At 35.8% G+C, this 24,471-nt stretch carries 25 protein-coding genes and 1 riboswitch; of the genes, 12 read left to right on the forward strand and 13 right to left on the reverse strand.

Annotation, left to right across the window (positions count from 1 at the left end; all coding sequences use genetic code 11):
* Positions 1-464: 464 nt before the first annotated feature.
* The 4 genes from pckA to MHI02_RS13770 all read left to right on the forward strand — a co-directional run bounded on the left by pckA (position 465) and on the right by MHI02_RS13770 (position 4,768).
* Positions 465-2,051, forward strand: a complete 1,587-nt coding sequence (gene pckA / locus MHI02_RS13755) for a phosphoenolpyruvate carboxykinase (ATP) (protein ID WP_084824041.1) — start codon at positions 465-467, stop codon at positions 2,049-2,051.
* 140 nt (positions 2,052-2,191) lie between these two features.
* On the forward strand, positions 2,192-3,181 hold the full coding sequence (locus MHI02_RS13760; RefSeq protein ID WP_204797598.1) for an ABC transporter substrate-binding protein: 990 nt from the start codon (positions 2,192-2,194) through the stop codon (positions 3,179-3,181).
* 13 nt (positions 3,182-3,194) lie between these two features.
* A complete protein-coding gene (locus tag MHI02_RS13765; protein WP_047184587.1) occupies positions 3,195-3,971 on the forward strand; it encodes an ABC transporter ATP-binding protein in 777 nt (258 codons plus the stop codon).
* Complete coding sequence (locus tag MHI02_RS13770) at positions 3,968-4,768, forward strand: ABC transporter permease (protein WP_047184588.1); 801 nt, start codon at positions 3,968-3,970, stop codon at positions 4,766-4,768. Before MHI02_RS13765 ends, MHI02_RS13770 begins: the two co-directional genes overlap by 4 nt.
* A gap of 347 nt (positions 4,769-5,115) precedes the next feature.
* Here MHI02_RS13770 and ytkD read toward each other — a convergent pair whose 3' ends face one another.
* The 8 genes from ytkD to MHI02_RS13810 all read right to left on the reverse strand — a co-directional run bounded on the left by ytkD (position 5,116) and on the right by MHI02_RS13810 (position 13,176).
* Positions 5,116-5,583 (reverse strand): RNA deprotection pyrophosphohydrolase, encoded by a 468-nt coding sequence (ytkD, locus tag MHI02_RS13775; RefSeq protein WP_047184589.1) that lies wholly within the window; start codon positions 5,581-5,583, stop codon positions 5,116-5,118.
* Positions 5,584-5,612: 29 nt separating this feature from the next.
* Positions 5,613-6,152 carry a hypothetical protein gene (locus MHI02_RS13780; protein ID WP_047184590.1) on the reverse strand — a complete coding sequence of 180 codons (540 nt, stop codon included), beginning with the start codon at positions 6,150-6,152 and terminating at the stop codon, positions 5,613-5,615.
* A gap of 280 nt (positions 6,153-6,432) precedes the next feature.
* Complete coding sequence (locus MHI02_RS13785; RefSeq protein WP_047184591.1) at positions 6,433-6,753, reverse strand: hypothetical protein; 321 nt, start codon at positions 6,751-6,753, stop codon at positions 6,433-6,435.
* Positions 6,754-6,840: 87 nt separating this feature from the next.
* Complete coding sequence (locus tag MHI02_RS13790) at positions 6,841-8,292, reverse strand: o-succinylbenzoate--CoA ligase (RefSeq protein WP_047184592.1); 1,452 nt, start codon at positions 8,290-8,292, stop codon at positions 6,841-6,843.
* A 91-nt stretch (positions 8,293-8,383) separates the two neighbouring features.
* A complete protein-coding gene (menB, locus tag MHI02_RS13795) occupies positions 8,384-9,202 on the reverse strand; it encodes a 1,4-dihydroxy-2-naphthoyl-CoA synthase (RefSeq protein WP_047184593.1) in 819 nt (272 codons plus the stop codon).
* A gap of 15 nt (positions 9,203-9,217) precedes the next feature.
* Complete coding sequence (gene menH, locus MHI02_RS13800) at positions 9,218-10,027, reverse strand: 2-succinyl-6-hydroxy-2,4-cyclohexadiene-1-carboxylate synthase (protein WP_047184594.1); 810 nt, start codon at positions 10,025-10,027, stop codon at positions 9,218-9,220.
* A 4-nt stretch (positions 10,028-10,031) separates the two neighbouring features.
* Positions 10,032-11,783: a 2-succinyl-5-enolpyruvyl-6-hydroxy-3-cyclohexene-1-carboxylic-acid synthase gene (gene menD, locus MHI02_RS13805; protein WP_060668739.1), complete on the reverse strand. Its 1,752-nt coding sequence runs from the start codon at positions 11,781-11,783 to the stop codon at positions 10,032-10,034.
* A 7-nt stretch (positions 11,784-11,790) separates the two neighbouring features.
* Positions 11,791-13,176 carry an isochorismate synthase gene (locus MHI02_RS13810; protein WP_060668740.1) on the reverse strand — a complete coding sequence of 462 codons (1,386 nt, stop codon included), beginning with the start codon at positions 13,174-13,176 and terminating at the stop codon, positions 11,791-11,793.
* A 246-nt stretch (positions 13,177-13,422) separates the two neighbouring features.
* On the opposite strand from MHI02_RS13810, the gene MHI02_RS13815 reads away from it, so the two are divergent.
* A complete protein-coding gene (locus MHI02_RS13815) occupies positions 13,423-14,355 on the forward strand; it encodes a 1,4-dihydroxy-2-naphthoate polyprenyltransferase (protein ID WP_047184597.1) in 933 nt (310 codons plus the stop codon).
* 10 nt (positions 14,356-14,365) lie between these two features.
* The gene (locus tag MHI02_RS13820) at positions 14,366-14,758 is read left to right on the forward strand and encodes a hotdog fold thioesterase (RefSeq protein WP_047184598.1); all 393 of its coding nucleotides are present in this window, start codon (positions 14,366-14,368) and stop codon (positions 14,756-14,758) included.
* An 85-nt stretch (positions 14,759-14,843) separates the two neighbouring features.
* Here MHI02_RS13820 and MHI02_RS13825 read toward each other — a convergent pair whose 3' ends face one another.
* Positions 14,844-15,431 (reverse strand): ECF transporter S component, encoded by a 588-nt coding sequence (locus MHI02_RS13825; RefSeq protein ID WP_047184599.1) that lies wholly within the window; start codon positions 15,429-15,431, stop codon positions 14,844-14,846.
* A 175-nt stretch (positions 15,432-15,606) separates the two neighbouring features.
* Positions 15,607-15,751, reverse strand: a riboswitch (FMN riboswitch).
* Positions 15,752-15,815: 64 nt separating this feature from the next.
* The gene (locus MHI02_RS13830) at positions 15,816-16,871 is read right to left on the reverse strand and encodes a M20/M25/M40 family metallo-hydrolase (RefSeq protein ID WP_047184600.1); all 1,056 of its coding nucleotides are present in this window, start codon (positions 16,869-16,871) and stop codon (positions 15,816-15,818) included.
* A gap of 125 nt (positions 16,872-16,996) precedes the next feature.
* Between MHI02_RS13830 and MHI02_RS13835 the strand changes: the two genes are divergently transcribed.
* The 4 genes from MHI02_RS13835 to MHI02_RS13850 all read left to right on the forward strand — a co-directional run bounded on the left by MHI02_RS13835 (position 16,997) and on the right by MHI02_RS13850 (position 20,841).
* On the forward strand, positions 16,997-17,548 hold the full coding sequence (locus MHI02_RS13835; protein WP_047184601.1) for a thioredoxin family protein: 552 nt from the start codon (positions 16,997-16,999) through the stop codon (positions 17,546-17,548).
* Between the two features lie 136 nt (positions 17,549-17,684).
* Positions 17,685-18,683, forward strand: coding sequence for a potassium channel family protein (locus MHI02_RS13840; protein ID WP_047184602.1), 999 nt, complete (start codon positions 17,685-17,687; stop codon positions 18,681-18,683).
* 264 nt (positions 18,684-18,947) lie between these two features.
* Positions 18,948-19,340 (forward strand): S1 domain-containing post-transcriptional regulator GSP13, encoded by a 393-nt coding sequence (gene yugI / locus MHI02_RS13845; RefSeq protein WP_060669355.1) that lies wholly within the window; start codon positions 18,948-18,950, stop codon positions 19,338-19,340.
* A gap of 154 nt (positions 19,341-19,494) precedes the next feature.
* Entirely contained in the window at positions 19,495-20,841 is a 1,347-nt protein-coding gene (locus MHI02_RS13850) for a glucose-6-phosphate isomerase (protein ID WP_047184604.1), read from the forward strand.
* 186 nt (positions 20,842-21,027) lie between these two features.
* Here the strand turns inward: MHI02_RS13850 and MHI02_RS13855 are convergent, their stop codons facing one another.
* Positions 21,028-21,489, reverse strand: a complete 462-nt coding sequence (locus tag MHI02_RS13855; RefSeq protein WP_204797599.1) for a hypothetical protein — start codon at positions 21,487-21,489, stop codon at positions 21,028-21,030.
* A gap of 294 nt (positions 21,490-21,783) precedes the next feature.
* Between MHI02_RS13855 and MHI02_RS13860 the strand changes: the two genes are divergently transcribed.
* A complete protein-coding gene (locus tag MHI02_RS13860; RefSeq protein WP_047184606.1) occupies positions 21,784-22,953 on the forward strand; it encodes a MalY/PatB family protein in 1,170 nt (389 codons plus the stop codon).
* A 42-nt stretch (positions 22,954-22,995) separates the two neighbouring features.
* Here the strand turns inward: MHI02_RS13860 and MHI02_RS13865 are convergent, their stop codons facing one another.
* On the reverse strand, positions 22,996-23,577 hold the full coding sequence (locus MHI02_RS13865) for a superoxide dismutase family protein (protein ID WP_047184607.1): 582 nt from the start codon (positions 23,575-23,577) through the stop codon (positions 22,996-22,998).
* A gap of 132 nt (positions 23,578-23,709) precedes the next feature.
* Complete coding sequence (locus MHI02_RS13870) at positions 23,710-23,919, reverse strand: hypothetical protein (protein ID WP_047184608.1); 210 nt, start codon at positions 23,917-23,919, stop codon at positions 23,710-23,712.
* A gap of 118 nt (positions 23,920-24,037) precedes the next feature.
* Between MHI02_RS13870 and MHI02_RS13875 the strand changes: the two genes are divergently transcribed.
* On the forward strand, positions 24,038-24,442 hold the full coding sequence (locus MHI02_RS13875) for a kinase-associated lipoprotein B (RefSeq protein WP_047184609.1): 405 nt from the start codon (positions 24,038-24,040) through the stop codon (positions 24,440-24,442).
* Positions 24,443-24,471: the final 29 nt, after the last annotated feature.

Here is a 24,471-nt window from a genome sequence, read left to right on the forward strand (position 1 = left end):
TCAATAACTTTTCCTCTACATATGATGGTTGAAGCAAATAAAGAATACTTCCATCATTGGGGGTTTTCCTTCATTCTCCACTGATGGTTAGTCGCACTGATCGGATCTTTACGGGCAGTTGATCTCCCACCTACCTTCTTTGTTTCCTTAGAGGCTTGAGTGGGATAGAAATATTGTAGTTATTTCCGTTAATTTAACAAATAGCAAATTTTACTAAATTGAAACATAAATAGTATGGATTATTTTTGTATATGTGTTATACTAATAATCGAATGTAATGAAAAGTACAATTTTTAGCAGTTAGGAAAGTATAGATTCTTTCTCGTTTGGGGTACCGATTACCCGCCCCACTGTATAAATCTGCTAAGTGCAACTAACGCATTCGCTAAACCTATCCTATAGTGAATGCCAAGTTTTCTAATTATCTTCATCAGTAATTTATTATAAAGCGGGGGATTTTTTTTATGAAAATGGTGGAAAGAACATTATGGAAAGATTTACTTCATCAACATGAAAACATCAAAGAGAATTTATCCGAACCACAATTAGTGGAACGTATATTGGGCAGGGGAGAAGCAGCATTAAGTGAAACTGGGGCGGTTCGAGCAACAACTGGAAAATATACAGGAAGATCCCCTGGTGATAAATTTATTGTTCGTGATGAAGTGTGTGAAGCTACTATTAATTGGGGAGCAGTAAATCAACCCATTGAAGAGAAGTATTTTGATAGTCTATATGAGAAAGTGATTGATTATTTAAAAGAAAAAGATGAAATTTATTCTTTCAAAGGATTTGCTGGAGCAGATAAAAAATATCGCTTACCAATTCAAGTAATTAATGAATTTGCATGGCACAATCTTTTTTCTCGTCAATTATTCATTAAGCCACAACAAGACGAATTAGAGAACCATCAAAGTGAATTCACTGTTATTTCTGCACCTAATTTTAAAGCTGACCCTAGTGTTGATGGAACAAATTCCGAAACCTTTATCATTATTTCTTTTAAAAAGAGAATTGTTCTTATTGGTGGAACGGAGTATGCCGGAGAGATTAAGAAATCTATATTCTCTGTTATGAACTACCTTCTTCCACAACAGGATGTATTATCCATGCATTGCTCTGCTAACGTAGGTAAAGAAGGTGACGTTGCTTTATTCTTTGGTCTGTCTGGTACAGGTAAGACTACGCTTTCTGCGGATCCGTACCGCCGATTAATTGGGGATGATGAACATGGTTGGAGTCCGAATGGGGTATTTAATATAGAAGGTGGCTGTTATGCAAAATGTATTAACCTCTCAGAAGAAAAAGAGCCACAAATATACAACGCGATTCGCTTCGGATCTGTACTCGAGAATGTAATATTAGATGAAAATACAAGAACACCAGAATATGACGATACCTCTCTTACTGAGAATACTAGGGCAGCGTATTCTTTAGAGAATATCGATAATATTGTTACACCAAGTGTTGCGGGCCATCCAAATGCAATTATTTTCCTAACAGCTGATGCTTCCGGCACGTTACCACCTATTAGTAAATTAACGAAAGAGCAAGCTATGTATCATTTCTTAAGTGGATATACTAGTAAACTTGCTGGTACAGAACGTGGTGTGACAGAACCGCAAGCAACTTTCTCAGCGTGCTTTGGTTCCCCATTCTTACCATTAGCTCCATCTAAATACGCTGAAATGCTAGGAGATAAAATAGATCAATTCAATGCCAAAGTGTTTTTAGTTAATACTGGCTGGACAGGTGGTTCCTACGGGGTAGGAAACCGTATGAAACTTTCTTATACTCGTGCAATGATTCACTCTGCACTAGAAGGTGAACTTAATAATGTAGAAACCGTTCAAGATGAAGTATTCGGATTAAATATTCCACTTCATATTCCTGGGGTTCCTGATGAAGTGTTAGTTCCAAAACAAACTTGGGGTGATAAAGCAGCTTATGACAAAGCGGCAAAAGAATTAGCTTTGAAATTCCACGAAAACTTCAAGAAATTCACTCATGCATCCGATGAAATTAAGAATGCGGGTCCACTATTTAAATAATAAAATTCAAAAAGTCGGTCTCTTTTAGGAGATCGGCTTTTTTCGTTTGAAAAAAACTTTAAATCAATAGGCAATCACACAATTTTCTCCTAGGCATAAACTGTGGAAGGAAGATAATTTAAATGAAAGGGTCGAGAACTATGAGAAAGATTAAAGGCTTTATTTTGTTGTCCATCGGTTTACTTATCTTTCTTTCGGCTTGTGGTACAGGTGGAACATCCAAAATCAGTATCGGTGAAGTAACGAGATCTGTTTTCTATACACCTATGTATGTAGCGGTAGAAGAAGGTTTTTTTGAAGAAGAAGGTCTAGAAATTGACCTGCAAACTACATGGGGCGGAGACACGACTATGACCACGTTATTATCTGATGGAATCGATATAGCTTTAGTGGGTGCCGAAACGTCCATTTATGTATATGCACAAGATTCAAAGGATTATGCGATTAACTTTGCCCAACTCACACAAACAGATGGTACATTTTTAGTAGCAAAAGAGGTAAAACCTGACTTTACGTGGGAAGATTTAAGAGGAGAAAACTTTCTCGGACAGCGAGTTGGTGGAATGCCTCAGATGGTTGGAGAATATGTGTTAAAAAAACACGGTGTGGATCCGCATGCAGACGTTAATTTAGACCAAAGTGTCGATTTTGCAAACATACCAAGTGCTTTTGCTTCTGGTGATTACGAGTATGTACAGTTATTTGAACCAACAGCAAGTGTTTTTGAACGGGAAGGAACCGGACATATTGTAGCTTCCTTTGGTGAAGAATCTGGCACTGTCCCTTATACAGGATTCATGGCTAAGCAAAGTTATATGGACAAAAATGAAGAAACGGTATTAAAATTCACGAAAGCATTGTATAAAGCTCAGGCCTGGGTCCAAGAAACAGATGCAATGACCCTCGCAGAAATTGTTTCGCCATATTTTGAAGATACCGATATCGAATTATTAGCTTCATCTATTGAACGTTATAAAAACCAAGATTCTTTTGCAACAGACCCACTTTTGGATAAAGAAGAATGGGAACAACTGAAAACAATTATGGACGAAGCAGGTGAGCTACCCGAAGATGTCCCTTATGAAGAGTTGGTGAATACGGAATTTGCGGAAAAAGTAATAAACGACTAAGGAGGAAATTAGCGTGTCATTTCTAACATTGGATCATGTATCACACCACTACTTTTCTAAAGACGGCTATACTAAAGCACTTCATGACATATCATTTTCCTTAAAGGAAGGTGAGTTTGTTTCCTTGCTTGGACCGAGTGGTTGTGGAAAATCAACCATACTATCCATTATAGCTGGCATTATGAAACAAACACAAGGTAAAGTCCTACTTGAAAATAAAGATATTCAAGAATCAGAACTTGCTATTGGATACATGTTGCAACAAGATTATCTCTTCCCGTGGAAAAATATTATTGACAACGTGTTGCTCGGTCCTAAAATCCATAATAAACCAACAGTTGAATTAAAGGAAACCGCTATTCAACTTTTACAAGAAGTTGGCTTAAAAGGAGTTCAAGATCAATACCCAACTTCATTATCCGGTGGTATGAGACAACGTGTAGCACTTGTTAGAACGCTTATCTATGACCCTAAAATCCTCCTTCTAGATGAGCCATTTTCGGCGTTAGATTACCAAACCAAGCTTAAATTAGAGGATTTAGTTGGCAAACTTCTAAAAAATTATCATAAAACAGCTATTCTTGTTACTCACGATATCGGTGAAGCAATAGCAATGAGTGACCGAATTTTAGTAATGAATGCGAACCCAGGAAGTATTGCTAAAGTATTTGAAGTCCCAATTGAAATTCGTCAAAATCCCCCACTCGACGCTAGAAAACATCCTAAATATCAGCCACTTTTTGATAAAATATGGGAGGAGCTTGACAGTAGAGAAGGTGATAAGAAATGAAAAGCGATCAACAATTATTCGATAGCTATCTGAAGGAAAGAAAAAAGGAAAAGAAAATTGTGTTGATATGGCAATTTTTCATTCTCATCATGTTCTTTGCATTATGGGAAATTGCAAGTCGTTTGTATTGGATTGATCCATTACTATTTAGCTCACCAAGTCGGATTTTCACCTCATTAATAGGTAGATTTGCAAATGGATCAATGTTTTCCCATTTATCAGTAACGTTATTTGAGACTATATTAGGTTTCATCATTGGTACTCTTGGCGGAATTTTACTGGCAACATTACTATGGTCTTTTACACGCTTTTCTAAAATTATGGATCCTTATATAGTGGTACTAAACGCAATGCCTAAAGTTGCGCTGGGGCCAATCATTATCGTAGCGCTTGGACCAGGATATTTATCCATCATAGCAATGGGGTTCCTTGTATCCGTAATTATAACCACCATAAACATCTTCTCGGCTTACAATGAAGTAGATCCAAATTATTCCAAAGTATTAAAAAGCTTCGGTGCAACGAGATGGCAATGTTTTAAAGAAGCTGTATTTCCAGCCACCATGCCAACTATGATCTCAACGCTAAAAGTTAATGTAGGATTATCATGGGTCGGAGTAATTGTTGGTGAATATTTAGTTTCGAAGCAAGGACTCGGTTATTTAATCATTTATGGATTCCAAGTATTTGACTTCACCCTTGTAATGTCTAGCCTTGTGCTTATCGCTATTCTTGCAGCAATCATGTACAAAGTAGTGGAAGGAATAGAAAGATGGTTAATAAAACATGCCCACTGAACAAAAGCGGAAGCGCCCGTTTAGCGACGTACGGACTGGACTGAACCGCAGGAGATAAAGGAAACACGACGAGCGGAGTGAGTCGATGTTGACTTATCGTACGGAGGTGAAGGAAGTCTCGCTAGTCGCTGGGCGCTGGAGCTGGATGTTGTCTTCCCTATGACAAGATTTAATAAGCTAAATTTTTCCTATCTTTTAAAAAATACTAACCATCGGTGCAAGGTTTACCTTCTCCACCCTGATGGTTAGTCGCACGTATCGGATCTTTACGGGCAGGTGATCTCCCACCTACCTTCTTTGTTTCCCAAGAGGCTCGGGGTGGGAGTCTTGCTGCCCGTTTAGGTGAGTTAAAAATGATTCTGAATCCATTTTAAGCTAGAATCCAGCACAGAATCTTTCATAATGAAACTATACTCTTTATTCTTTCTAACATCTGAAGGAATTTCATTTAAAAGTACAGGTCCTTCTGTTTCAAAATAATGATTTTGTTCAACTAGGTTTTCTATAGTAGCAAAATACACATTCTTTATCACGTAATCACTTTTACCATCCACATAATATTGACCGACATAACTTATATGTTTCACAATTCCGCCTGTTTCTTCTTTAATTTCACGAATAGCAGCTTCTTGTGCATTTTCTCCTTTTTCAACCTTGCCACCTGGGAACTCTAGCCCTCTTTCTTTATGTCTAGTTAAAAGCCATTGGTCATTATAACGACATATAATCCAAACGTGCTTGGGATTTTTAGAAAATGGATGGTCTTCATAGGAAAAGGTAACTTCATTATTATAAAAATCTCTAAATGTTTTCAAAAACTTCAACTGCCTTTTTTCATAACCTACTAACGATGTGTAATACTACTAATTTTCCAATCCCCATTATAAGTGAATTCTATTTCAATCGTGTAATCCCCATACAAATCCACCTGATTTTTCTGAGTTAGTATTACCTTTGTTTCATTTATTTGATCGATTTTATATTCATTTTTAGCAACAAACCAAGGTGGGGTTTCTGTAGGTACTATATAAAGCCCATCCCCTTTTTCCTTGTAGTAAAAATCAACATACGGCATTGCAACTTCTTTTGTTGTGATTCCTTCAAATTCTTTTAACAATTCCTCTTTAGTATGAAAGTCAATTACTCTTCCATTTATATCTGTTGGTTGTACTAATATATCCATAAACTCATTCGTTAAAAAAACTATATCTTCATGTGTTAATTGTTTATTCTCCATTTTATCTCCTGTTTCCATATACTCAGAAGACAGAGTAAATTGCCGACCTTCAGCTGAAACAGGTAAAAGGTTTTCGTTCGTAATACTCAGAAGAAGCACAATTATCCCCGTGATTAAAACACCTATAAATATAGCTATTTTCTTCATATTGTATCCCCCTTAGCATTATTATTTTTACTATTCCTTTTTATCTAAGGGGTTAAACACAAATGAAGATGCAGGAATCATAAAGAAGACTTCCATAAGTGGGGGGTTCCTTCATCTCCCACTGATGTTAGTCACGCTTATCGTATCTTTACGGGTATTGTTCTTCCCACCTATCTTCTTTATTCTCCAGAAGCTTGGGGCGGGAGACTTACTGCCAATTTAGGTGGGATAAATTAACAGATAAGTCTGTTATTAAACAATAACATATTTTCTCTGTCTTTTACATATCATTTTCATTTAAAATTCCCATACTTTCAATATGCTCACGTGTTTTTTTATTTCCTAATTCATAAAGCATTTGATACACCTCTAGCATATTGGAGTCGTATTTGTCGTTTGAATCATCATGATGATATTCTACAAACGGTAAATGTGCACGAAAAAATGTAACTACTCCAGCATCATGCATATTTTCGAATTTTCTACGTAGATTACTTAACTCTGTTTCCGTAGCACTTATCTCTAAATAACCATTTCGATCATGTGGACGATGTGAAATCTCACCCTCCACCAAGCTTACATAATATTTGTTTTTTTCCATCAGGAACACCTCCTAATACTAATTTGGCTTCCTGTTAGGAAAGTATTCTAAAAGATTGGTTGTTCTCAAAGTAAAGGCCAATTTTTATTATCTCCGCAATTCAAGTAGCTTACTTCTTACTAGTTTATTCGAAGCATTCCTCGGTAATTCTTCTACAAAGTGAATTTCTTTCGGAATTTTATATTTCGCTAATCTTTGTCGCAAAAATGAGAAAACCTCAGATGCCGTTACATCTTTTATCTTTACGACAAAAGCAATTGGAACCTGCCCCCATGTTTCGTCTGCTAAACCTGTTACCCCCACTTCCTTAATTTGTTCCATTCCAGACAATACACTTTCAATCTCGGAAGGATAGATGTTTTCTCCCCCAGAAATGATAAGATCTTTCCTACGATCCACTACATATAAAAATCCATCATCATCTAAATATCCCATATCACCTGTCCTAAGCCAACCATTATGAAAGGATTTTTTATTTGCTTCTTCATTTCTATAATAACCTTTTGTTACCATCGGACCTTTGACGATAATCTCTCCTATAGAGTCTTCATTGCCTCCATCAATTCGAAGCTGCGCTGGAAAAAGGGCTTTTCCCGCTGATCCTAATTTTTTTAAAGCGTCTTGCGGACTTAATGTAACGATTTGTGATGAAGTTTCCGTCATTCCATAGGATTGAAAAACAGGAATTCCCTTTTCTTTCGCTTTTTCTAATAATGGCTTTGGTGCTGGACCACCACCAAGCAACATGCATCGTAATGTATTAGGATAGCGATTGTTCCCTAATTCATTTAATAATTTTTGTACCATAACCGTAACGACAGAAACAATTGTAATACCCTTGGACATGATAGCATCATGAACTTTTTTCACGTCAAATTTCTCTAATACGTAAATAGGCATGCCATAAATTAGGCTTTTTATAGAGGTGGATAGACCACTTACATGAAAAATCGGTAAAGGAATAAGCCACTTATCATCTTTATTCAAGCCTAGATTCAGAGCAGAGCCAATCGCACTCCACCAATGATTACCGTACGTATGGAGTACCCCCTTTGGAAAACCTGTAGTACCAGAGGTATAAATAACTGTAAAAACATCTTCCAAATTAAGCTCCGTTTTTAAAGGTATATTGTATTTTTCTTGCAATACATTTATTTCCGAAAAACTCTTCACCATCGAAACCTGAATTTGGCTTGCACTCATTTTGTACTTATCCGAGGTTAAAACGATAGAAACATTTGCGTCTTTTAATTGAAACTCTAATTCCGGTCGTGAAAGTCTCACATTTAAAAGTACTCCAACCGCTCCTAAATAACTTAACGCATGAATAGCAACAATCATTTCTATGCTATTGCCGGATAAAATTCCGACATGCGTCCCTTCATGTACATTTAGTGCAGCCAATTTCCTAGCAAAACATTGACTAGCTTCTTTTAATTGTTTAAACGTATAAGTTTCCCCGTTCTCTAATTCAATTGCGGTTTGGTTTGGGTTAATGTCAGCTTGTTTCGTCAGCCAATGTGGAATTGTTTCCGACATGATTATGCTCCTTTCTATTAATTAACGATACAAAGGAAAAACCCTCGCTATTACAAGCAAAGGGTTCATCATAGTAATTTTTTTCAATGAATCAAGGAAAACGCGGGAACTTTTTAAAGTTCGGTTTTCTTTTCTCTTTGAAGGCATCTCTACCTTCTTTTGCTTCATCTGTTGTGTAATAAAGCAATGTTGCATCTCCGCCAAGCTGTTGTAAACCAGCTAATCCATCTGTATCTGCATTGAATGATGCTTTTAGGAAACGAATTGCAGTAGGTGATTTTTCTAGAATTTCTTCACACCACTGTAATGTTTCTTCTTCCAATTGTTCAAGTGGTACTACTTTATTTACCATTCCCATTTCGTATGCTTCATCCGCATTATATTGACGACATAAGTACCAAATCTCTCTTGCACGTTTATGACCAATATGACGGGCTAAATAGCCTGCACCATATCCCGCATCAAAGCTACCCACTTTTGGTCCTGTTTGTCCAAAAATGGCATTGTCCGCTGCGATTGTTAAATCACAAACAACGTGAAGGACATGTCCACCACCAATGGCATAACCAGATACCATTGCAATAACTGGTTTTGGAATCGTACGGATTAATCTTTGCAAATCAAGTACGTTTAATCGTGGAACTTGGTCGCTCCCAACATATCCACCATGTCCTCTTACGGTTTGATCTCCACCAGAACAAAATGCTTTATCCCCTTCTCCAGCTAGAATAATTACACCAATTTCAGAATCATCTCTAGCATCCGTAAACGCATCAATCATTTCATTTACCGTAAGCGGTGTAAATGCGTTACGTTTTTCGGGGCGATTAATCGTAACTTTTGCAACTCCATTATATTTTTCATAAATAATTTCTGAATACTCTTTTGACTTCTTCCATTCAGCAGCCATTTTACTCCTCCTTCATCATCTACTATTATGTACCTCTTTTACAAATTCCGTTACTAGTTTATCAAAAATTTGAGGATTTTCCACGTGAACTGCATGTCCTGCATTTTCGCATACTTTAAGCTTACATGAAAAAAATAATTTTTGCATCTTTTTATTAATGCGAACAAATTTCTCATCTTTTCCACCGGTTAATAAGAAAACTGGTAGTTGAATACTCGAAAGATGATTCCACCATGATGGTTGCTTTCCAGTGCCCATGTATCGAAGTGACGACGCTAAACCAAATGCATCCTGATTAAGGCGTTCTTTTCGTATTGCTTTTCTAACCGATTGAGGAAGACTTTTTTGGGTAGCAAAAAGAGGGATATCCTCCCAAAAATCCACAAAAGACTCTATTCCCACTTTTTCTAACTTTTCAGCTAAACGCCCGTCCTTTTCCATTCGATTTGTCCGTTCTTCATTACTTAATAAACCCGGGGACGCACTTTCTAATATTAATGATTGTAATCGCCGAGGATATAGGCACGCATAGGATAACGCTGTTCTACCCCCCATGGAATAACCTAAAAGATGAAAGGAATCTAGCTCTAAAGTTTCAAATATAGTATCTAGGTCTTTACAGCAGTCTTCCATTAAGCGTGGATTTTTCAGTTTCGTTTTTCCATGACCTGGTAAATCTATTGTAATTACTTTTAGCCCTTCCACAGAATGGCAGAAATGATTCCAAGTTTCAGTACTTCCGGTAAACCCATGTAATAACACAACAGGAATCCCTTGACCGTGGATCTCATACCAATAATGACCGTCCTCTAATGAAATGTACACTTCATCATCCCCAACGTTCTATAATTTCTTTCTCAATAACTTTCCAAATTTTTTGATGCCAAACAACATTTTCCGCTCGATCTGTCTTAATTTCAATAACATGTAAGCCTTTTTGATTATGGCTAGTTTGCAATAGTTCTTTTAATTCATCATTTGTATTTGCTATTGCATATTTACCACCATACATAAAAGCGGCATATCTGAAATCTATATCAAGTGGAGTGCCAAATATAGCTTCAAAATGTTTATTATTACTATTGGACTGTGGTAAAAAGGAAAAAATACCTCCACCATTGTTATTGATTAAAAGTATCGTAACATTTAATTGAAAGAACTTAGCGGCTAATAGACCGTTCATGTCATGGTAGAAAGATAGGTCACCAGCAATAATAGTAACGGGCTTTTTCGAAGTTGCGGCACCCATTCCACTTGAAATAAGTCCATCGATACCATTAGCTCCTCTATTCGCCAAGACAGTTATATTTTTTTCTGTATTCAGCATAAAACTGTCAACATCGCGGATAGGCATACTATTCGCAACATAAACATAGCTATCATTTGGAGTAACTTCGAATAGACTACGTACCGCCTCTCCTTCAGTCATTTTTTCTTCCTGACTAGATAGGATATGTTTTTTAGCAATATGGTTCATATTTTTCCATTTTCTTAACCATGATGGATCCATTTTAAAATCAGTTACTTGAAATAGTCTTTCACATAGCTGCGAAGAATTAGCAAAAATAAATTGCGTTCTATTTCCTGTAAATTCCCTGTAACCGGCATGATTTTCCACGACAAACTGTACTGCATCTTTATTTTCCTTCATAAAAAATAAAAAGGGTTTCGATACTGGCATAGCCCCAAAACGAATAATGAAGTCAGGCTTTAGTAAGTCTCGGATAGTTTTATTTTTTAGTATGGCATCGTATCCTTCTATAATATTATCTAGAGGATGATGACCTGAACGAACTTGTGATAATGGATCTGCTAAAACCGGTACTCCCCACTTTAGTGCCAAATTAGCTACTGACTCAGCTAAACGAGGTTCCATTTGTGGACCACATACAATTAAACCTCGTTTTAAATTCTTTAACTGGGTTACAATCGATTTTAAATCACGGGAGCTAAGTTGTTTCTCCCCATCATATACTAATTGATCAATCTGTTTCCAATGTGGTAAACCAATAGGCTCCCATAGTTTATCAATCGCAAAATCTGGTGTTAATGGTTCACGAAACGGAAAATTCAAATGAATAACACCAGGATTCCCCTCATTTGCCGTATAAACTGCACGACTGGCTTTATTACGGACGTATTCTAACATTTCTGGTGTCGCCTCAGGTAACGCCATTTCGTGAAACCATTTCACATAATCACCGTACATTTTAATTTGCTCAATCGCTTGTGGTGCTCCAGTGTCCCGCAGCTCATGCGGACGATCAGCTGTTAATACGATAAGTGGCACCCTGCTATAATATGCTTCTATAATTGCAGGAAAGTAATTTGCTGTGGCTGTTCCAGAAGTACAAACTAGTACAACTGGCTTACTTTGTTCTTTCGCCATTCCCAACGCAAAAAATGCTGCAGAACGTTCATCGACTAAAACCCATTCTTTAATGTCTGGATGTTCCGTGAATGTTAATGCTAGAGGTGTTGACCTTGACCCAGGTGAAATAACTACGTCCGTCACTCCACTTTGTACAATTCCGTCTACAAAATTAGCAGTATATCTCGTTAGTATTTCAATGCGCTCCATTATTTACTTAACCTCCTAAAACAGATAACATCGGCAAAAATTTGATGTTGGTTTCTTCATATTCTTCATCAGGATTGGAGTCTTTTACAACACCACAACCTGCAAATAATGAAGCTTCTGTATCTTTAATTAAAGCTGAACGAATAGCTACAGCAAATTCTCCATTCTGATTACTATCTAGCCATCCAATTGGCGCCCCATACCACCCGCGATCTAAACGTTCATATTCTCTTATAAACTGAAGAGAAGCTTCCTTTGGTGTACCGCCTAGAGCAGGTGTTGGATGAAGTTTCTCAATGATATCAAATAAACTATACTCCTTTTTTAGTGTTGCAGTTACAGGTGTATATAAATGTTGTAAGTTTGTTAAAGGATAAATGATTGGTTCATTAGGCACATCAAGATGTGTACAACAATCTTTTATTGCATTTTTTATCATTTTCACAACAAAATCATGTTCTTCTCGATTCTTTTGATCATGTAATAAACCTTCACTAATTGCTTGATCTTCTTCTTTCGTCTTCCCTCTTGGCGCGGTCCCTGCCAAACATGTAGAAAGTAAATGATCCTTCTCTAATTTGACAAGTCTTTCCGGTGTAGCACCGAGAAAACAATCTTCATCCTTTTCAATAGCAAAAATATAACTGCTTGGATGGGTATCTAATAATTTCTGTAAAATAGATCCTATATTTGCATTTTCATTAAACCGTAAATACATTTCACGAGCTAAAACAATTTTTTCTATATCTGAATGGTTAATTTTTTCTTTAGCTTTCCGAACGGTTTCTTTCCATTCCGTCGGTTCTATTTCTTTTTTTTCTGTAATTGTTAACATTTGCTTTTCTATGCTTGCCTTTTGAAAAAGTGAGTTTTCCAAATCCCTCCATTCATTGGCAAGTTGACGGGGATGATCATTTTTCCTTACTAAAATATTTACCGTGAGATAACACTCTCTATTGTGTTTTGTCATTAAAAATTCGGGAACTGTAAAATGGCTAGGTTTAAAATTTTCCCATAGCGGTGTGGTTGGCTTTTTGGGATCAAAAGACAATCCACCTAATGCAACAATCCCTGTCCCGGGCTGTTCATAAGGATTATAGATTGTCGCTTTCTCCAACAACTGATTCCACGCCTTTTTTGTTTCTTCAAAGCGCGACTCCTCTGCTATAATTTCGTACGCCTGACCAATCCCGACTAAATAAAAATCTTCCTCCGAGCTCATCCAAAACGTACGGTTCTTTTTTATATATTTCGCTGCTTCAAAAAATGAAAGAGCATTATTATATTTTATCTTTTTAGTCATGCTAACAAGTTGATAGTCATCATCACTATTTATGCCTTCAATCGCTTTTTCAAGAATGGTTTCAACTTGTTCTTCTTTTAATTCAATCATTTTACGTAAACCTCCGATATGGCAAAAACGTCCATATATATTTTATGCCCTTTTGCTATCTTTCTCAAGAAAAGCCCTTTTCTTTCATTTAGGAAACTGATGAAAAGATGATTTTGAGAACTTTCTTAGAATAGGATAAAACATTGACACCCTATACTGATTCACCTAAAATTAGAATGATGTTCTAAGAAATACTTCTTTATCTAACAAATTATCATATTGAATGACGTCAGGGGGAAGACTTGAATGCAGTCGACTAATAATAATATAAAGCATGCCTTAAATGAAAAAGACGGCTTCCATGTATGGTGGCGAATGACTCGTCCACATACGTTAACCGCTTCTTTTGTTCCTGTATTCGTAGGAACGATGCTTGCTTACGTTGATGGTAAGATAGATTGGCTATTATTTTTTGCTATGCTCGTAGCTTCCATACTTATACAAACGGCCACAAACCTTTTTAATGAGTACTACGACTTTAAAAGAGGCTTAGACACAACTGAATCTGTTGGAATTAGCGGTTCCATCGTACGTGATGGAATTAAGCCAAAAACAATAAAAAACCTCGCCATTATCCTTTATATTTTAGCTATGTTTATTGGGGCCTATATTTGTTATGTATCTAGTTGGTGGATCATGGTAATTGGACTTGCATGTATGGCAATTGGATATTTATATACTGGTGGTCCTCTTCCAATTTCGTCTACACCTTTTGGTGAGCTAGCATCCGGTCTAATGATGGGATCCGTTATTATTGGTATAAGCTACTTTATTCAAACGGATGTATTAACAGGACGAGTCGTATTTATATCACTTCCCGTCATGATTCTTATTGGAAGTATCAATATGGCAAATAATATTCGCGATAGAGATGGAGATAAGAAAGGCGGACGAAAGACAATACCAGTTCTTTTAGGTAGGGAAAAATCCATAACGGTTATGGCATTTTTATTTTTTATTGCTTACCTTCTAACTGCTGTTTATATTATTTTTAATATATTACCATTATGGTCTATCATAACATTTGCAAGCATACCTATAGCGATTAAAGTAATTAAAAATTTCCGTGGTAAAACAGAACCTCTAGAAATGATGCCAGCAATGAAGGAAACTGGAAAAACGAATACGATATATGGATTACTTTTAGGTATATCATTACTAATAAGTCATTTTATTTAAGGGGATAGAGATGGAAGATTTATTAAATGATACATTGATCGAAAATCTAGGGATTGAAATCGTTTCTTTAGATAAAAATGAAATAATTATGACTATGCCAGTAGATAAACGAACTCGTCAACCATATGGTTTTTTACACGGTGGCGCATCTGTCGCACTCGCTGAAACTGTTGCAAGTATGGGAGCAGCAATGAATGTCGATCTCAATGAATGTAATGTCTTCGGTATTGAGATTAACGCCAATCATATTAAAAGTAAAAGAGAGGGAATAGTTACCGCAAAAGGAAAACCTATCCACAGTGGTAAAACAACCGCCGTTTGGGAAGTACGCCTAACGGACGAAGAAGATGCTTTAATATGTATATCAAGATGTACAATAGGAATTGTTTCAAAGAAAAAATAGATGAAGGACGGAGAAGCAGTTTACTTGCTGCTTCTTTTTTATTTACATAAAAAGCTAACCCCTAGAGGCTAGCTGTGAATTTTATTTATATAAATTTTGCTTGTTGTTGTTCTACCCAGTTCTTCATCTTGATAAATAAAGGAACGAATAAGATTCCCACTATAATTCCTTTAATTGCATTAAATGGAAGTACCCCTATTAAAACAGAGGACCAAATTACTTCTGGTGTCATTTCCCAACCCATAAACCAACCATACGCTGGTAAAACAATAAAGTAATTTAGAACACTCATTCCAATTGTCATAATGATTGTTCCTGTTACTAGTCCGGAAACAACACTTTTCACACCTTTTTTAAATCGATGATAAAAAATGGATACCGGTAAAACAAACATAAGACCTGCTAAAAAGTTTGCCGCAACTCCAATTGGATCACCTGCACCTGAAACTGCAAGATACAATAAGTTCTTCACTGCTACGACGATAACACCAGCGACTGGAGAAAAAATTAGGCCCGCCATTAAAGCCGGAACTTCGCTAAAATCTATTTTTAAGTAAGGTGGTAGAAATGGCAAAGGAAAGTTTAAGAAAAATAATACTAATGAAATTGTCCCTAATAATGCCAAAATAATTAATTTAACTAAACTTAATGATTGCTTAGTTGATTTTCCCATTTGTTATCCTCCTTCAATATGATCGATTTCTATCTTGTCGTGAAGGAGAAGCCTAAATCTGATAAAAATGCTATATTTACACATAAAAACCCTAAAGGCCTAATTGGGGCGCTTTAGGGTTTAATATACAAAAGTATAGCAAAATTATGGTACAAAAAAAGTACCTAATCAGGCTCGACATCTTCTCTCATCCAGACTTTAACTGTCGGTCCTGGGTTTCCACCAGGTCAACCACAATCTAAATAAACTGTGGGTCGCGGACTTATAGCGAACAGCTATTTACCGCCGGTCGGGAATTACACCCTGCCCCGAAGATTGAAATCGATTATTAAATTATTTATGTATAGTATACATCTTATTTTTTAATTTGAAAAGAGTTATTTACTAATCTTCCAAAGGATTAAGACTCTCTTTTCCTGTCATATTTTCAATCATCGTTACTAATAACTCCATTTCCTGTTCCATATCGATAAAACTAGCTGTTTCAACAGGCGAATGCATATAACGTAACGGTAATGATACTAATGCAATCGGAACTCCCTTACCGGTAAATCTCATTTTATCAGCATCCGTCCCAGTCATTCTTGGCGTTAACTCGTATTGAACATTTATATCCAGTTTTTTAGCGGCGTTTTCTAATAATTTGTTCATTTTAATGTTAATCGGCGCACCTTTAGCTAAAACAGGACCTTTCTCTAATCTTACATCTCCATATTTATTTTTATTTACCCCAGGGTAATCGGTTGCGAATGTCACATCACAGGCAATGGCCATTGTAGGATTAATTCCTGAAGCAGCAAAATACGCACCACCCATATTCGTTTCTTCATTTACCGTACTTGCCGCATAAACACCGACATTTATATCCTTTTCTGATAATCGTTTTAATACTTCTGCAACGATAAATAACCCAGTCCGATTATCTAATCCCCTACCTGTAATATAACGATCCTTTAAAATTTCGGGATTCACTTTATATACACATAAATCACCAATTTGTACTTCCTTTTCCGCTTCCTCTTTTGATTGATAACCACAATCTATAAATAAATCGCCCAAATCAAAATCACTTTTTAAACCGCCATGATGTTGGGCATTAACTCCAATTACTCCAGTGATTGTTTTTTCATAACCTAAAACAGTTACCTGCATTCCTACTGCTGCTTTCGGATTAATACCACCCATTTTATCAAAGTATAAAAATCCCCCATCATCAATTCGATTAACAACAAGTGCTATTTCATCACAATGCCCTGCTAGCAATATTTTAAATTCAGCATTTGGATTTAAAACACCAACTGCATTTCCTGCATTATCTGTTATGACTTCATCCGCAAATTCTTTTACATAGTTAATCCATTTCTTTTGAATTTCCATCTCCATACTAGAAGGTGATGGTGTTGTTAATAGCTCCAATAGAAATTCTTTATTACAATTCATCCAAGCATTCCTCCTAATGACAACCTTTTAATAGATTTATCATAGCAAAAATAAAAGTATAGAGCACTTAAGTTTACCCATTCTGATTTAATAGGTAAAATAAAGAAAAAAATGGAGGGGATGACATGGATTTAAATCAATGGTTTGAAAAGGCAATGTCACCGGAAGAGTACATAAAGGGTATGGAAAAAAACAAAGAAGGTTTTCTTGATATTTATGAAAGCTTTCAAGCACCTGAGGATACAGCGTTTTATGAAAAAATAAAAGAAAAAAGTCTCCGTGCTATCGTACTTACAGAGGATTGGTGTGGCGACGCAATGCTTAACATCCCGATTCTATTAAGATTATCTAAAAAAGCAAATATTGATGTTCGTATGCTTCTTCGAGACTCTAATTTAGACTTAATGGATCAGTATTTAACAAATGGTAAGTCAAGATCAATTCCTATATTTATTTTTATTGATAAAGATGGAAACGAATTCGCTAAATGGGGACCACGTGCGGATGTAGTTCAACAATTTGTGGATGAGAAGAGAGCTAGTTTACCATCAAAAGATGCGGAAGATTTTGAAGAAAAATCAAAAGAACTGTATAAATCTATGCATCAAGCATTCCAAGAAAAAACAGAGTTCCGCCCTGAAGTTTACCAAAGCATCAAAAATGCATTAAATAAATAATAGAAGAAAAAATGGTATTGATTAATCAATGCCATTTTTTCTTCTATTTTGCATGTATTATAATGCGGACATTTCGTCCATACTATTAAGAGTTGAGCGCTGAAGCTAGAAAGAAAAACCTTAATAGGTGATTCGTATGACTATCAAATTTATAAAATATCTTTATTTACGTCTTCCCTTACTGATTAAATTGCTTTTACTTGTTATCATTGTCATGTTATTTTACGGAATCCTTATCCATTTTATTGAACCTAAGCAGTTTCCGACTATTTTCGATGGGATCTGGTGGGCATTTGTTACAGCAGCAACCGTTGGATATGGAGACTATACTCCCCTAACTACAGAAGGTCGAATAGTAGGTATATTATTAATGTTAACCGGCGGAAGTTTTATTGCTCTTTATGTGTCAGCCGTTTCTTCTCGTGCCGTTAGAAAAGAACAAGACCTTATAAGGGGGAAACTAAAATTCAAAGGACAAAATCATCTTATCTTTATTGGATGGAATGAAAGAACTAGACAACTTATTGAAATTGTTACAGATATTTTTCCCAATTTGGAAATTGTTCTAATTGACCATTCGGAAAAAAAGATATCGTATCAAAATTATCCCGTCCATTTTATAAATGGAGATGCAACCGAAGATTATGTGTTACACATGGCTAATATCAAGCATGCATCAAGGGTATTAATTTCAGCAAATGACTTAAAAAGTGAAAGACATTCGGATAACTGGACCATCCTAGCAACACTAGCTATTAGAGGTAATAACAAAGATGTCCCTATCGTCGCGGAAATTTTATCAAAAGTACAAATTGAGAATGCATTAAGAGCTGGAGCTACAACCATTATTCGTTCCAATAACTTTATGAGTATCCTATTTTTTCATGAATTGTCACATAAAAAAACAGCTACTCCATTTGAAGACATTACTAACCTCTTAAAACAAAAGCAATTTTCTCATTCCAAATGTCCAGTGGAATTAACAGAACTGTCTTTTCTCGACGTATCGCAAAAACTATTAAAAAGAGGACATCTGCTTCTTGGAATTATACGAAATAATCAATATCAAATTCATCCCTCCCAAGATTTTATTATAAAAAAAGAAGATATCTTATTATCTATAACAGATTGGTAAACTTCTTTGCTTGATAAACTAATGTGTGATAAAATTATTTATTGTCTAATAGAGGTTGTTCAAAAAGTCCGGTGAAAAAGACGCTTCAGTTTTAGGGATCTTCGACTAGGTTCTGTCACGTCCTGTGACGAACGTGGAAGTCACCCACATCCTGTGGTAACTCGTTGATTTGCTTTTCCGTTCTTCACGTGAAATGCTCCGTTCTTTTCATCCTCCTTTTTGTACACGTACTAATAAGAATTGAAAAAATAGGAGATGTTCGGCATGACAAATAAATTTGAGGCTGGTCAAGTATTAGAAGGTAAAGTTACAGGGATTCAACCATATGGTGCCTTTGTTGCATTAGATGATGAAACTCAAGGTTTGGTTCATATCTCTGAAATCACTCACGGTTTTGTTAAAGATATTAATGATCATTTATCCGTTGGCGATGAAGTAAAAGTTAAAGTTTTGAACGTAAATGAAGAAAATAACAAAGTATCACTTTCCATCAGAGCAACTGAGGAAGCACCAAAAAAAGAAACTACTAAACCCCAAAAGATGCAAAAACCAAAACAACAACAAGAAGAAGCAACATCAGGATTTAATACGCTTAAAGATAAACTACAAGAGTGGATTGAACAATCAGAGGAACGTGAAGGAACATTTAAAAACTAGCTAGGGATGGGGCATGAACAGGCGAACTGGACATGCCCTTTTCATATACAGCCCTTTTGAAAAGTCTATTACTTCTAAAAGTTTCAATCTTGATGTAAAATATTTAATTAGTTAAAGTATAATCATATCTTTATTTATTAGGAGGAATTACAGCATGACACATGTATCTTTTAAATATGATAAAGCTTTGTCATTCTTTAATCAAAGCGAAATAGACAACCTTAGTGACTTTGTCAAAACTGCTCATCATATGTTACATAATAAAACTGGAGCTGGAAAAGACTTTTTAGGATGGGTTGACCTTCCAGAAAATTATGATAAAGAAGAATATGCACGCATTCAAAAAGCTGCAGAAAAAATTAGAAATGATTCCGATGTTCTTTTGGTTATAGGTATTGGCGGCTCTTATCTAGGCGCTCGTGCAGCTATAGAAATGTTGAATCACTCATTCCAAAATATTCTTTCTAAAGAAGAAAGAAAAGCACCACAAATTATTTTTGTTGGTAATCATTTAAGCTCCACTTATATGAGTGAATTATTTGATGTATTAAAAAATAAAGATTTCTCCATTAACGTTATTTCAAAATCAGGTACTACAACTGAACCTGCTGTTGCTTTCCGTATATTTAAAAAGTATTTGGAAGAAAAATATGGTGTAGAAGAAGCAAAAGGTCGTATTTTTGCAACTACTGACAAAGCAAGAGGTGCCTTAAAGACTTCTGCAGATGCAGCTGGATATGAAACATTTGTGATCCCTGATGATGTCGGTGGTCGTTATTCTGTACTGACCGCAGTTGGGTTACTCCCTATCGCCGTAAGTGGTGTTAACACGGATGAAATGATGCAGGGTGCGAGAGACGCAATGAATGATTTTTCAGATCCGTCTCTAGAAAATAATGCGGCATATCAATATGCTGCTGTCCGTAATATCCTTTACAATAAAGGAAAGGTTACAGAGTTATTAATCAACTACGAACCTAACCTACAATACTTCTCTGAATGGTGGAAACAATTATTTGGAGAAAGTGAAGGAAAGGACCAAAAAGGTATTTATCCTTCTTCAGCAAACTTTACGACAGACCTACACTCTTTAGGTCAATATATTCAAGAAGGTCGTCGTAACATTTTTGAAACGGTTCTTCATGTTAATAAATCTAAAATTGACTTAACGTTAGAAGCTGAAGAAAATGATTTAGACGGATTGAACTACTTAGCTGGTAAAACCATTCAAGAAATCAACGACAAAGCATTCCAAGGTACCATGCTTGCTCATACAGATGGAGGCGTACCTAATTTAATTTTAGAAATCCCAGAGATAAATGCTTATACGTTCGGTTATCTTGTGTACTTCTTTGAAAAAGCTTGTGGTATGAGTGGATATCTATTAGGTGTTAACCCATTCGACCAGCCAGGTGTGGAAGCATATAAGAAAAACATGTTTGCCTTACTTGGTAAACCTGGTTTTGAAAGTCAAAAAGAAGAATTAGAAAAACGCTTATAGAAGACTCCATCAGTAGGGAGTTCCTTCATTCCCCACTGATGGTTAGTCACACTTATCGGACCTTTATGGGCAGTTGATCTCCCAGCTGATTTCTTTGTTTCTCCAAAAGCTTGGGGTAGGAGTCTTACTGCCCGTTTTAGGTGGGATAAGTTTAAAGCACCTCCAATAGGGGTGCTTTTTGCTTTTTTATATTTTATCGTTATATAATAATCCATCATCAGTATCTGTGTCTATTACTTTTAAACGATCCTTGTCTTTTATGTAAATACTTTTATAAGAAACATGACCATTTTCATCTTCAAAGAGTACAATACGTTTATGATTATTATCTTCAACAACCCTTAGCGAATAATTATTAGTAGGTATTACTTCTTCCCAAATTGCCATTTCTTCATAATTCACTTCATCACTTTCCACTTCCGTTTTCTCATTATTTATTTCATTATTTTCCATTTCAGTGTTCTCGTTATTTACTTCATTATTTTCCATTCCAGTTTCGGCTTCTTCTTTATTCGCTTCCGTATCCTTCTGAGTGGTAATAGTTTCATCTTTTACATCTGTATTCGGCTGTTCTGCGTCTTGAGAACTCGCATTACCACAGGCACTTAAAACTCCCAAAATCATTAGAAATACTATTATTTTTTTCATACATTTCCTTCTCCTTTATTCTTTATTTCCATTTTTATAATAAATGTCTGAATGAAAATTGTACTAAGAAAACGATTAGAATTCAATGAGAAAGAATGATAAAAAATTTATTTTACTTTTTTAAAAAAAGAAGTTTATATTTTTTATACCGGGGAATAACTAATATTGTAAGACTTTCTCGTATTCCCCCTGTATGCAAGGCGTTACAACGCTTTGCTTTTTTTTTGCCATTTTTCCTTTATATTTCTGCTAATTTGATATAATAACAATAATGAAGATAGGAGGTTAATCATAGTGAGTATTTTTGATAGAGTACATAATCGTTTAAACACACGTTCAATGAAGTGGGACTTAAGAGAGTTTATCTTTCAAAATGAAGATATTCTGCCTATGTGGGTAGCTGATATGGATTTTCAGGCTCCACGTGAAGTAAATGAAGCACTTATTAAACGTGCAGAACATGGAATCTATGGATATACAGTTGTAGATAATGCCGTGAAAGATTCTATCGTAAATTGGGTAAAAACTCGACATGATTGGGAAATAAATCGTGAATGGCTTTCTTTCAGTAAAGGCGTTGTTACAAGCTTACATATGGCTATTAGGGCATTTACGGAGCCTCAAGATAAGATTTTAATACAAACACCCGTTTATACACCGTTCTACAATGTTATACAAGCCCATGATCGAGAAATTGTTAAAAACCCATTAATAGAAGAAAATAATTATTATACAATTAACTTTAATGACTTTGAAGAAAAGTTAAAATCTGGAGTAAAAGCTTTTATACTTTGTTCCCCTCACAATCCTGTAGGAAGAGTTTGGAAGAAAGCGGAATTAGAGGAAATGGCTAGACTATGTTTGAAATATAATGTGCTTATCATTTCTGATGAAATTCATGCCGATCTTGTGTTTTCTGGAAAGAAACACATTCCTATTGCTTCTTTGTCTGAAGAGATTGCAAATCATACGATAACTTGTATGGCTCCTTCCAAAACATTTAATTTAGCAGGACTAGAGGCATCTTACGTTATTACTACAAATAAGGAAAAACGTAAAAAATTAATAGAAGAATTTCAAAAACAAGGTCATGGCAACGGATTAAATACGATGGCAAATACTGCTTTAGAAGCGGCATATAATTATGGATCGCCATGGCTAAATGAACTTCTCACCGTCTTAGAAGGTCATAGAGATTATGTTACGAAAGAACTTGAACATAACACAGACTTACGCGTTACGCCTTCTGAAGGGACCTATCTACTCTGGATTGATTGTAGCTCACTAGGTCTTGATGCGAAAGAATTAAAGGAATTTATGATTCATAAGGCTAGGGTTGGGCTGAACGCAGGTGTTGATTATGGCGAAGAAGGTAAACAATATATGCGTATGAATTTAGCTTGTCCCCGTGCTACTATTGCAGAAGGGACAAAACGAATTATCGAAGCAATAAAAAATAGATAATAAAATAATAACCACGTCAGCAAAGGGACGTGGTTATTTTGTTCATCCTTCTTCTTCTTGCTCTTCATTTGTCTCGGTTGGATCTGTAGGAGTTTCCGTATTTTTCTTAGGTTCCGCTTTAATTGTCCCACACATAATTCGAGCCCCGGAATTCCCTGCAGGCTGGCTAACTCCATCATCTTGTGATTCATGTATAACTAGTGAAGTACCGTCCCCTTTGAGAATGGAATTTTTCCCTTCTCTTAGTGTAGCTCCACTCAACATTAGTTCCGCATCTACTAACCCGTCACTATCCGCCTCTATATTTGGTAAATCACCCAAATGGGCCCCTTCTGGATGCATTAAGCCATGTTCATTCCCTTCAGGATTGAGGTGACTTCCAGCGCTTTTAAAATCAGGACCCTTGCATTGGGGATACTCATGAACATGAATACCGTGAAATCCCGGTGTCAGTCCTTCTAGTTTTAATTTCACTTGAACCCCATCCGGCATTTCATTTAATGTCGCTGTTCCAACCATATCACCTTCAGCATTATACATATCAACTGTTCTTGTGGACTCAGTTTCCCCATTACCGCACGATGCCAAGACCAAAGTAAAAAAGATTATGAATAATAAACGCATGTAGCTTTCCCCTTTTTAGTGCATTTTGCGTTATTATTCACTTCTTGTAGTAAAATATACAAACGTTAAATCAACTTAGACCCATTTGCATCAAACAAAAAAGAAGCAACTTATGTAATGCTCCTTTTGATGTTACTTTTCGTTATTATTCTTAGCAACCTGTTGCAACTGTTCACTATATTTTTTATTGAATTCCTTTTCATCCTTCTTCGACTTCTTATAAAAGATATACATTGCAACACATGCTAATGTCATAAAAATGATTAACGAGATGACAGCTGGAATATATTCAGTCTTATCTTCTGGAAAATATAAAAATGGCATTAATATATATAAATTCATTCTATCGCCTTCCTTCCAATGTTCATTATAGCAAAATAAGCTTATTTACTAAACCTATTTCCATATTATTCGCTTAATTTTACTTTTTTTGGCACAATGTACTTAGAGGTGATATGTTATGGCTGAAGTAAACATTGGAGATATTGTAAAAGCTCATTACCATTCAGGAACTTACATTGGAAAAGTCAAGGAAGATAGAGGTAAAAACTATCTAATAGAAGTGTTAGCTGTGCTAAAGCATCCAATGCAAGGGGATCTGCATAATCCTGGACAAGTGGAGGGTGTATTTTTTCATGAACGAAAAGCTTTATTCTATCAAGAAAAAATGAATGTAAAAAAACCTGCTGTTCATCCTTACGATGCAGAAGTACCTTCGTATGGGGATTCTTTAAAAGTCGCGGTTCATACATATAAAGAAAAGCTTTTACAAGAGGATACCCCTTATAACCAACAAGCAATACTAACTTTAAACCGTTTGGAAGAAAACAACTATAAAAAGCGATATTATAACATAAAAAGCTAGAGGAAAATTTGTCTCCCTCTAGCTTTTTA

Origin of the sequence: Oceanobacillus sp. FSL K6-0118, from assembly GCF_038006665.1 — a bacterium.
Taxonomy (GTDB): Bacteria; Bacillota; Bacilli; order Bacillales; family Amphibacillaceae; genus Oceanobacillus; species Oceanobacillus caeni.

Excerpts from the sequence above, each read along its gene's own strand:
- MHI02_RS13820 (WP_047184598.1), top strand. The coding sequence starts at position 14,366 with ATGGAAGATTTATTAAATGATACATTGATCGAAAATCTAGGGATTGAA.
- MHI02_RS13770 (WP_047184588.1), top strand. The coding sequence starts at position 3,968 with ATGAAAAGCGATCAACAATTATTCGATAGCTATCTGAAGGAAAGAAAA.
- MHI02_RS13790 (WP_047184592.1), bottom strand. The coding sequence starts at position 8,292 with ATGTCGGAAACAATTCCACATTGGCTGACGAAACAAGCTGACATTAAC.
- MHI02_RS13825 (WP_047184599.1), bottom strand. The coding sequence starts at position 15,431 with ATGGGAAAATCAACTAAGCAATCATTAAGTTTAGTTAAATTAATTATT.
- MHI02_RS13855 (WP_204797599.1), bottom strand. The coding sequence starts at position 21,489 with ATGAAAAAAATAATAGTATTTCTAATGATTTTGGGAGTTTTAAGTGCC.
- menD (WP_060668739.1), bottom strand. The coding sequence starts at position 11,783 with ATGGAGCGCATTGAAATACTAACGAGATATACTGCTAATTTTGTAGAC.
- MHI02_RS13875 (WP_047184609.1), top strand. The coding sequence starts at position 24,038 with ATGGCTGAAGTAAACATTGGAGATATTGTAAAAGCTCATTACCATTCA.
- MHI02_RS13760 (WP_204797598.1), top strand. The coding sequence starts at position 2,192 with ATGAGAAAGATTAAAGGCTTTATTTTGTTGTCCATCGGTTTACTTATC.
- MHI02_RS13835 (WP_047184601.1), top strand. The coding sequence starts at position 16,997 with ATGGATTTAAATCAATGGTTTGAAAAGGCAATGTCACCGGAAGAGTAC.
- pckA (WP_084824041.1), top strand. The coding sequence starts at position 465 with ATGAAAATGGTGGAAAGAACATTATGGAAAGATTTACTTCATCAACAT.
- menB (WP_047184593.1), bottom strand. The coding sequence starts at position 9,202 with ATGGCTGCTGAATGGAAGAAGTCAAAAGAGTATTCAGAAATTATTTAT.
- MHI02_RS13865 (WP_047184607.1), bottom strand. The coding sequence starts at position 23,577 with ATGCGTTTATTATTCATAATCTTTTTTACTTTGGTCTTGGCATCGTGC.
- MHI02_RS13870 (WP_047184608.1), bottom strand. The coding sequence starts at position 23,919 with ATGAATTTATATATATTAATGCCATTTTTATATTTTCCAGAAGATAAG.
- MHI02_RS13830 (WP_047184600.1), bottom strand. The coding sequence starts at position 16,871 with ATGAATTGTAATAAAGAATTTCTATTGGAGCTATTAACAACACCATCA.
- MHI02_RS13780 (WP_047184590.1), bottom strand. The coding sequence starts at position 6,152 with ATGAAGAAAATAGCTATATTTATAGGTGTTTTAATCACGGGGATAATT.
- MHI02_RS13785 (WP_047184591.1), bottom strand. The coding sequence starts at position 6,753 with ATGGAAAAAAACAAATATTATGTAAGCTTGGTGGAGGGTGAGATTTCA.
- MHI02_RS13815 (WP_047184597.1), top strand. The coding sequence starts at position 13,423 with ATGCAGTCGACTAATAATAATATAAAGCATGCCTTAAATGAAAAAGAC.
- MHI02_RS13810 (WP_060668740.1), bottom strand. The coding sequence starts at position 13,176 with ATGATTGAATTAAAAGAAGAACAAGTTGAAACCATTCTTGAAAAAGCG.
- MHI02_RS13840 (WP_047184602.1), top strand. The coding sequence starts at position 17,685 with ATGACTATCAAATTTATAAAATATCTTTATTTACGTCTTCCCTTACTG.
- yugI (WP_060669355.1), top strand. The coding sequence starts at position 18,948 with ATGACAAATAAATTTGAGGCTGGTCAAGTATTAGAAGGTAAAGTTACA.
- MHI02_RS13850 (WP_047184604.1), top strand. The coding sequence starts at position 19,495 with ATGACACATGTATCTTTTAAATATGATAAAGCTTTGTCATTCTTTAAT.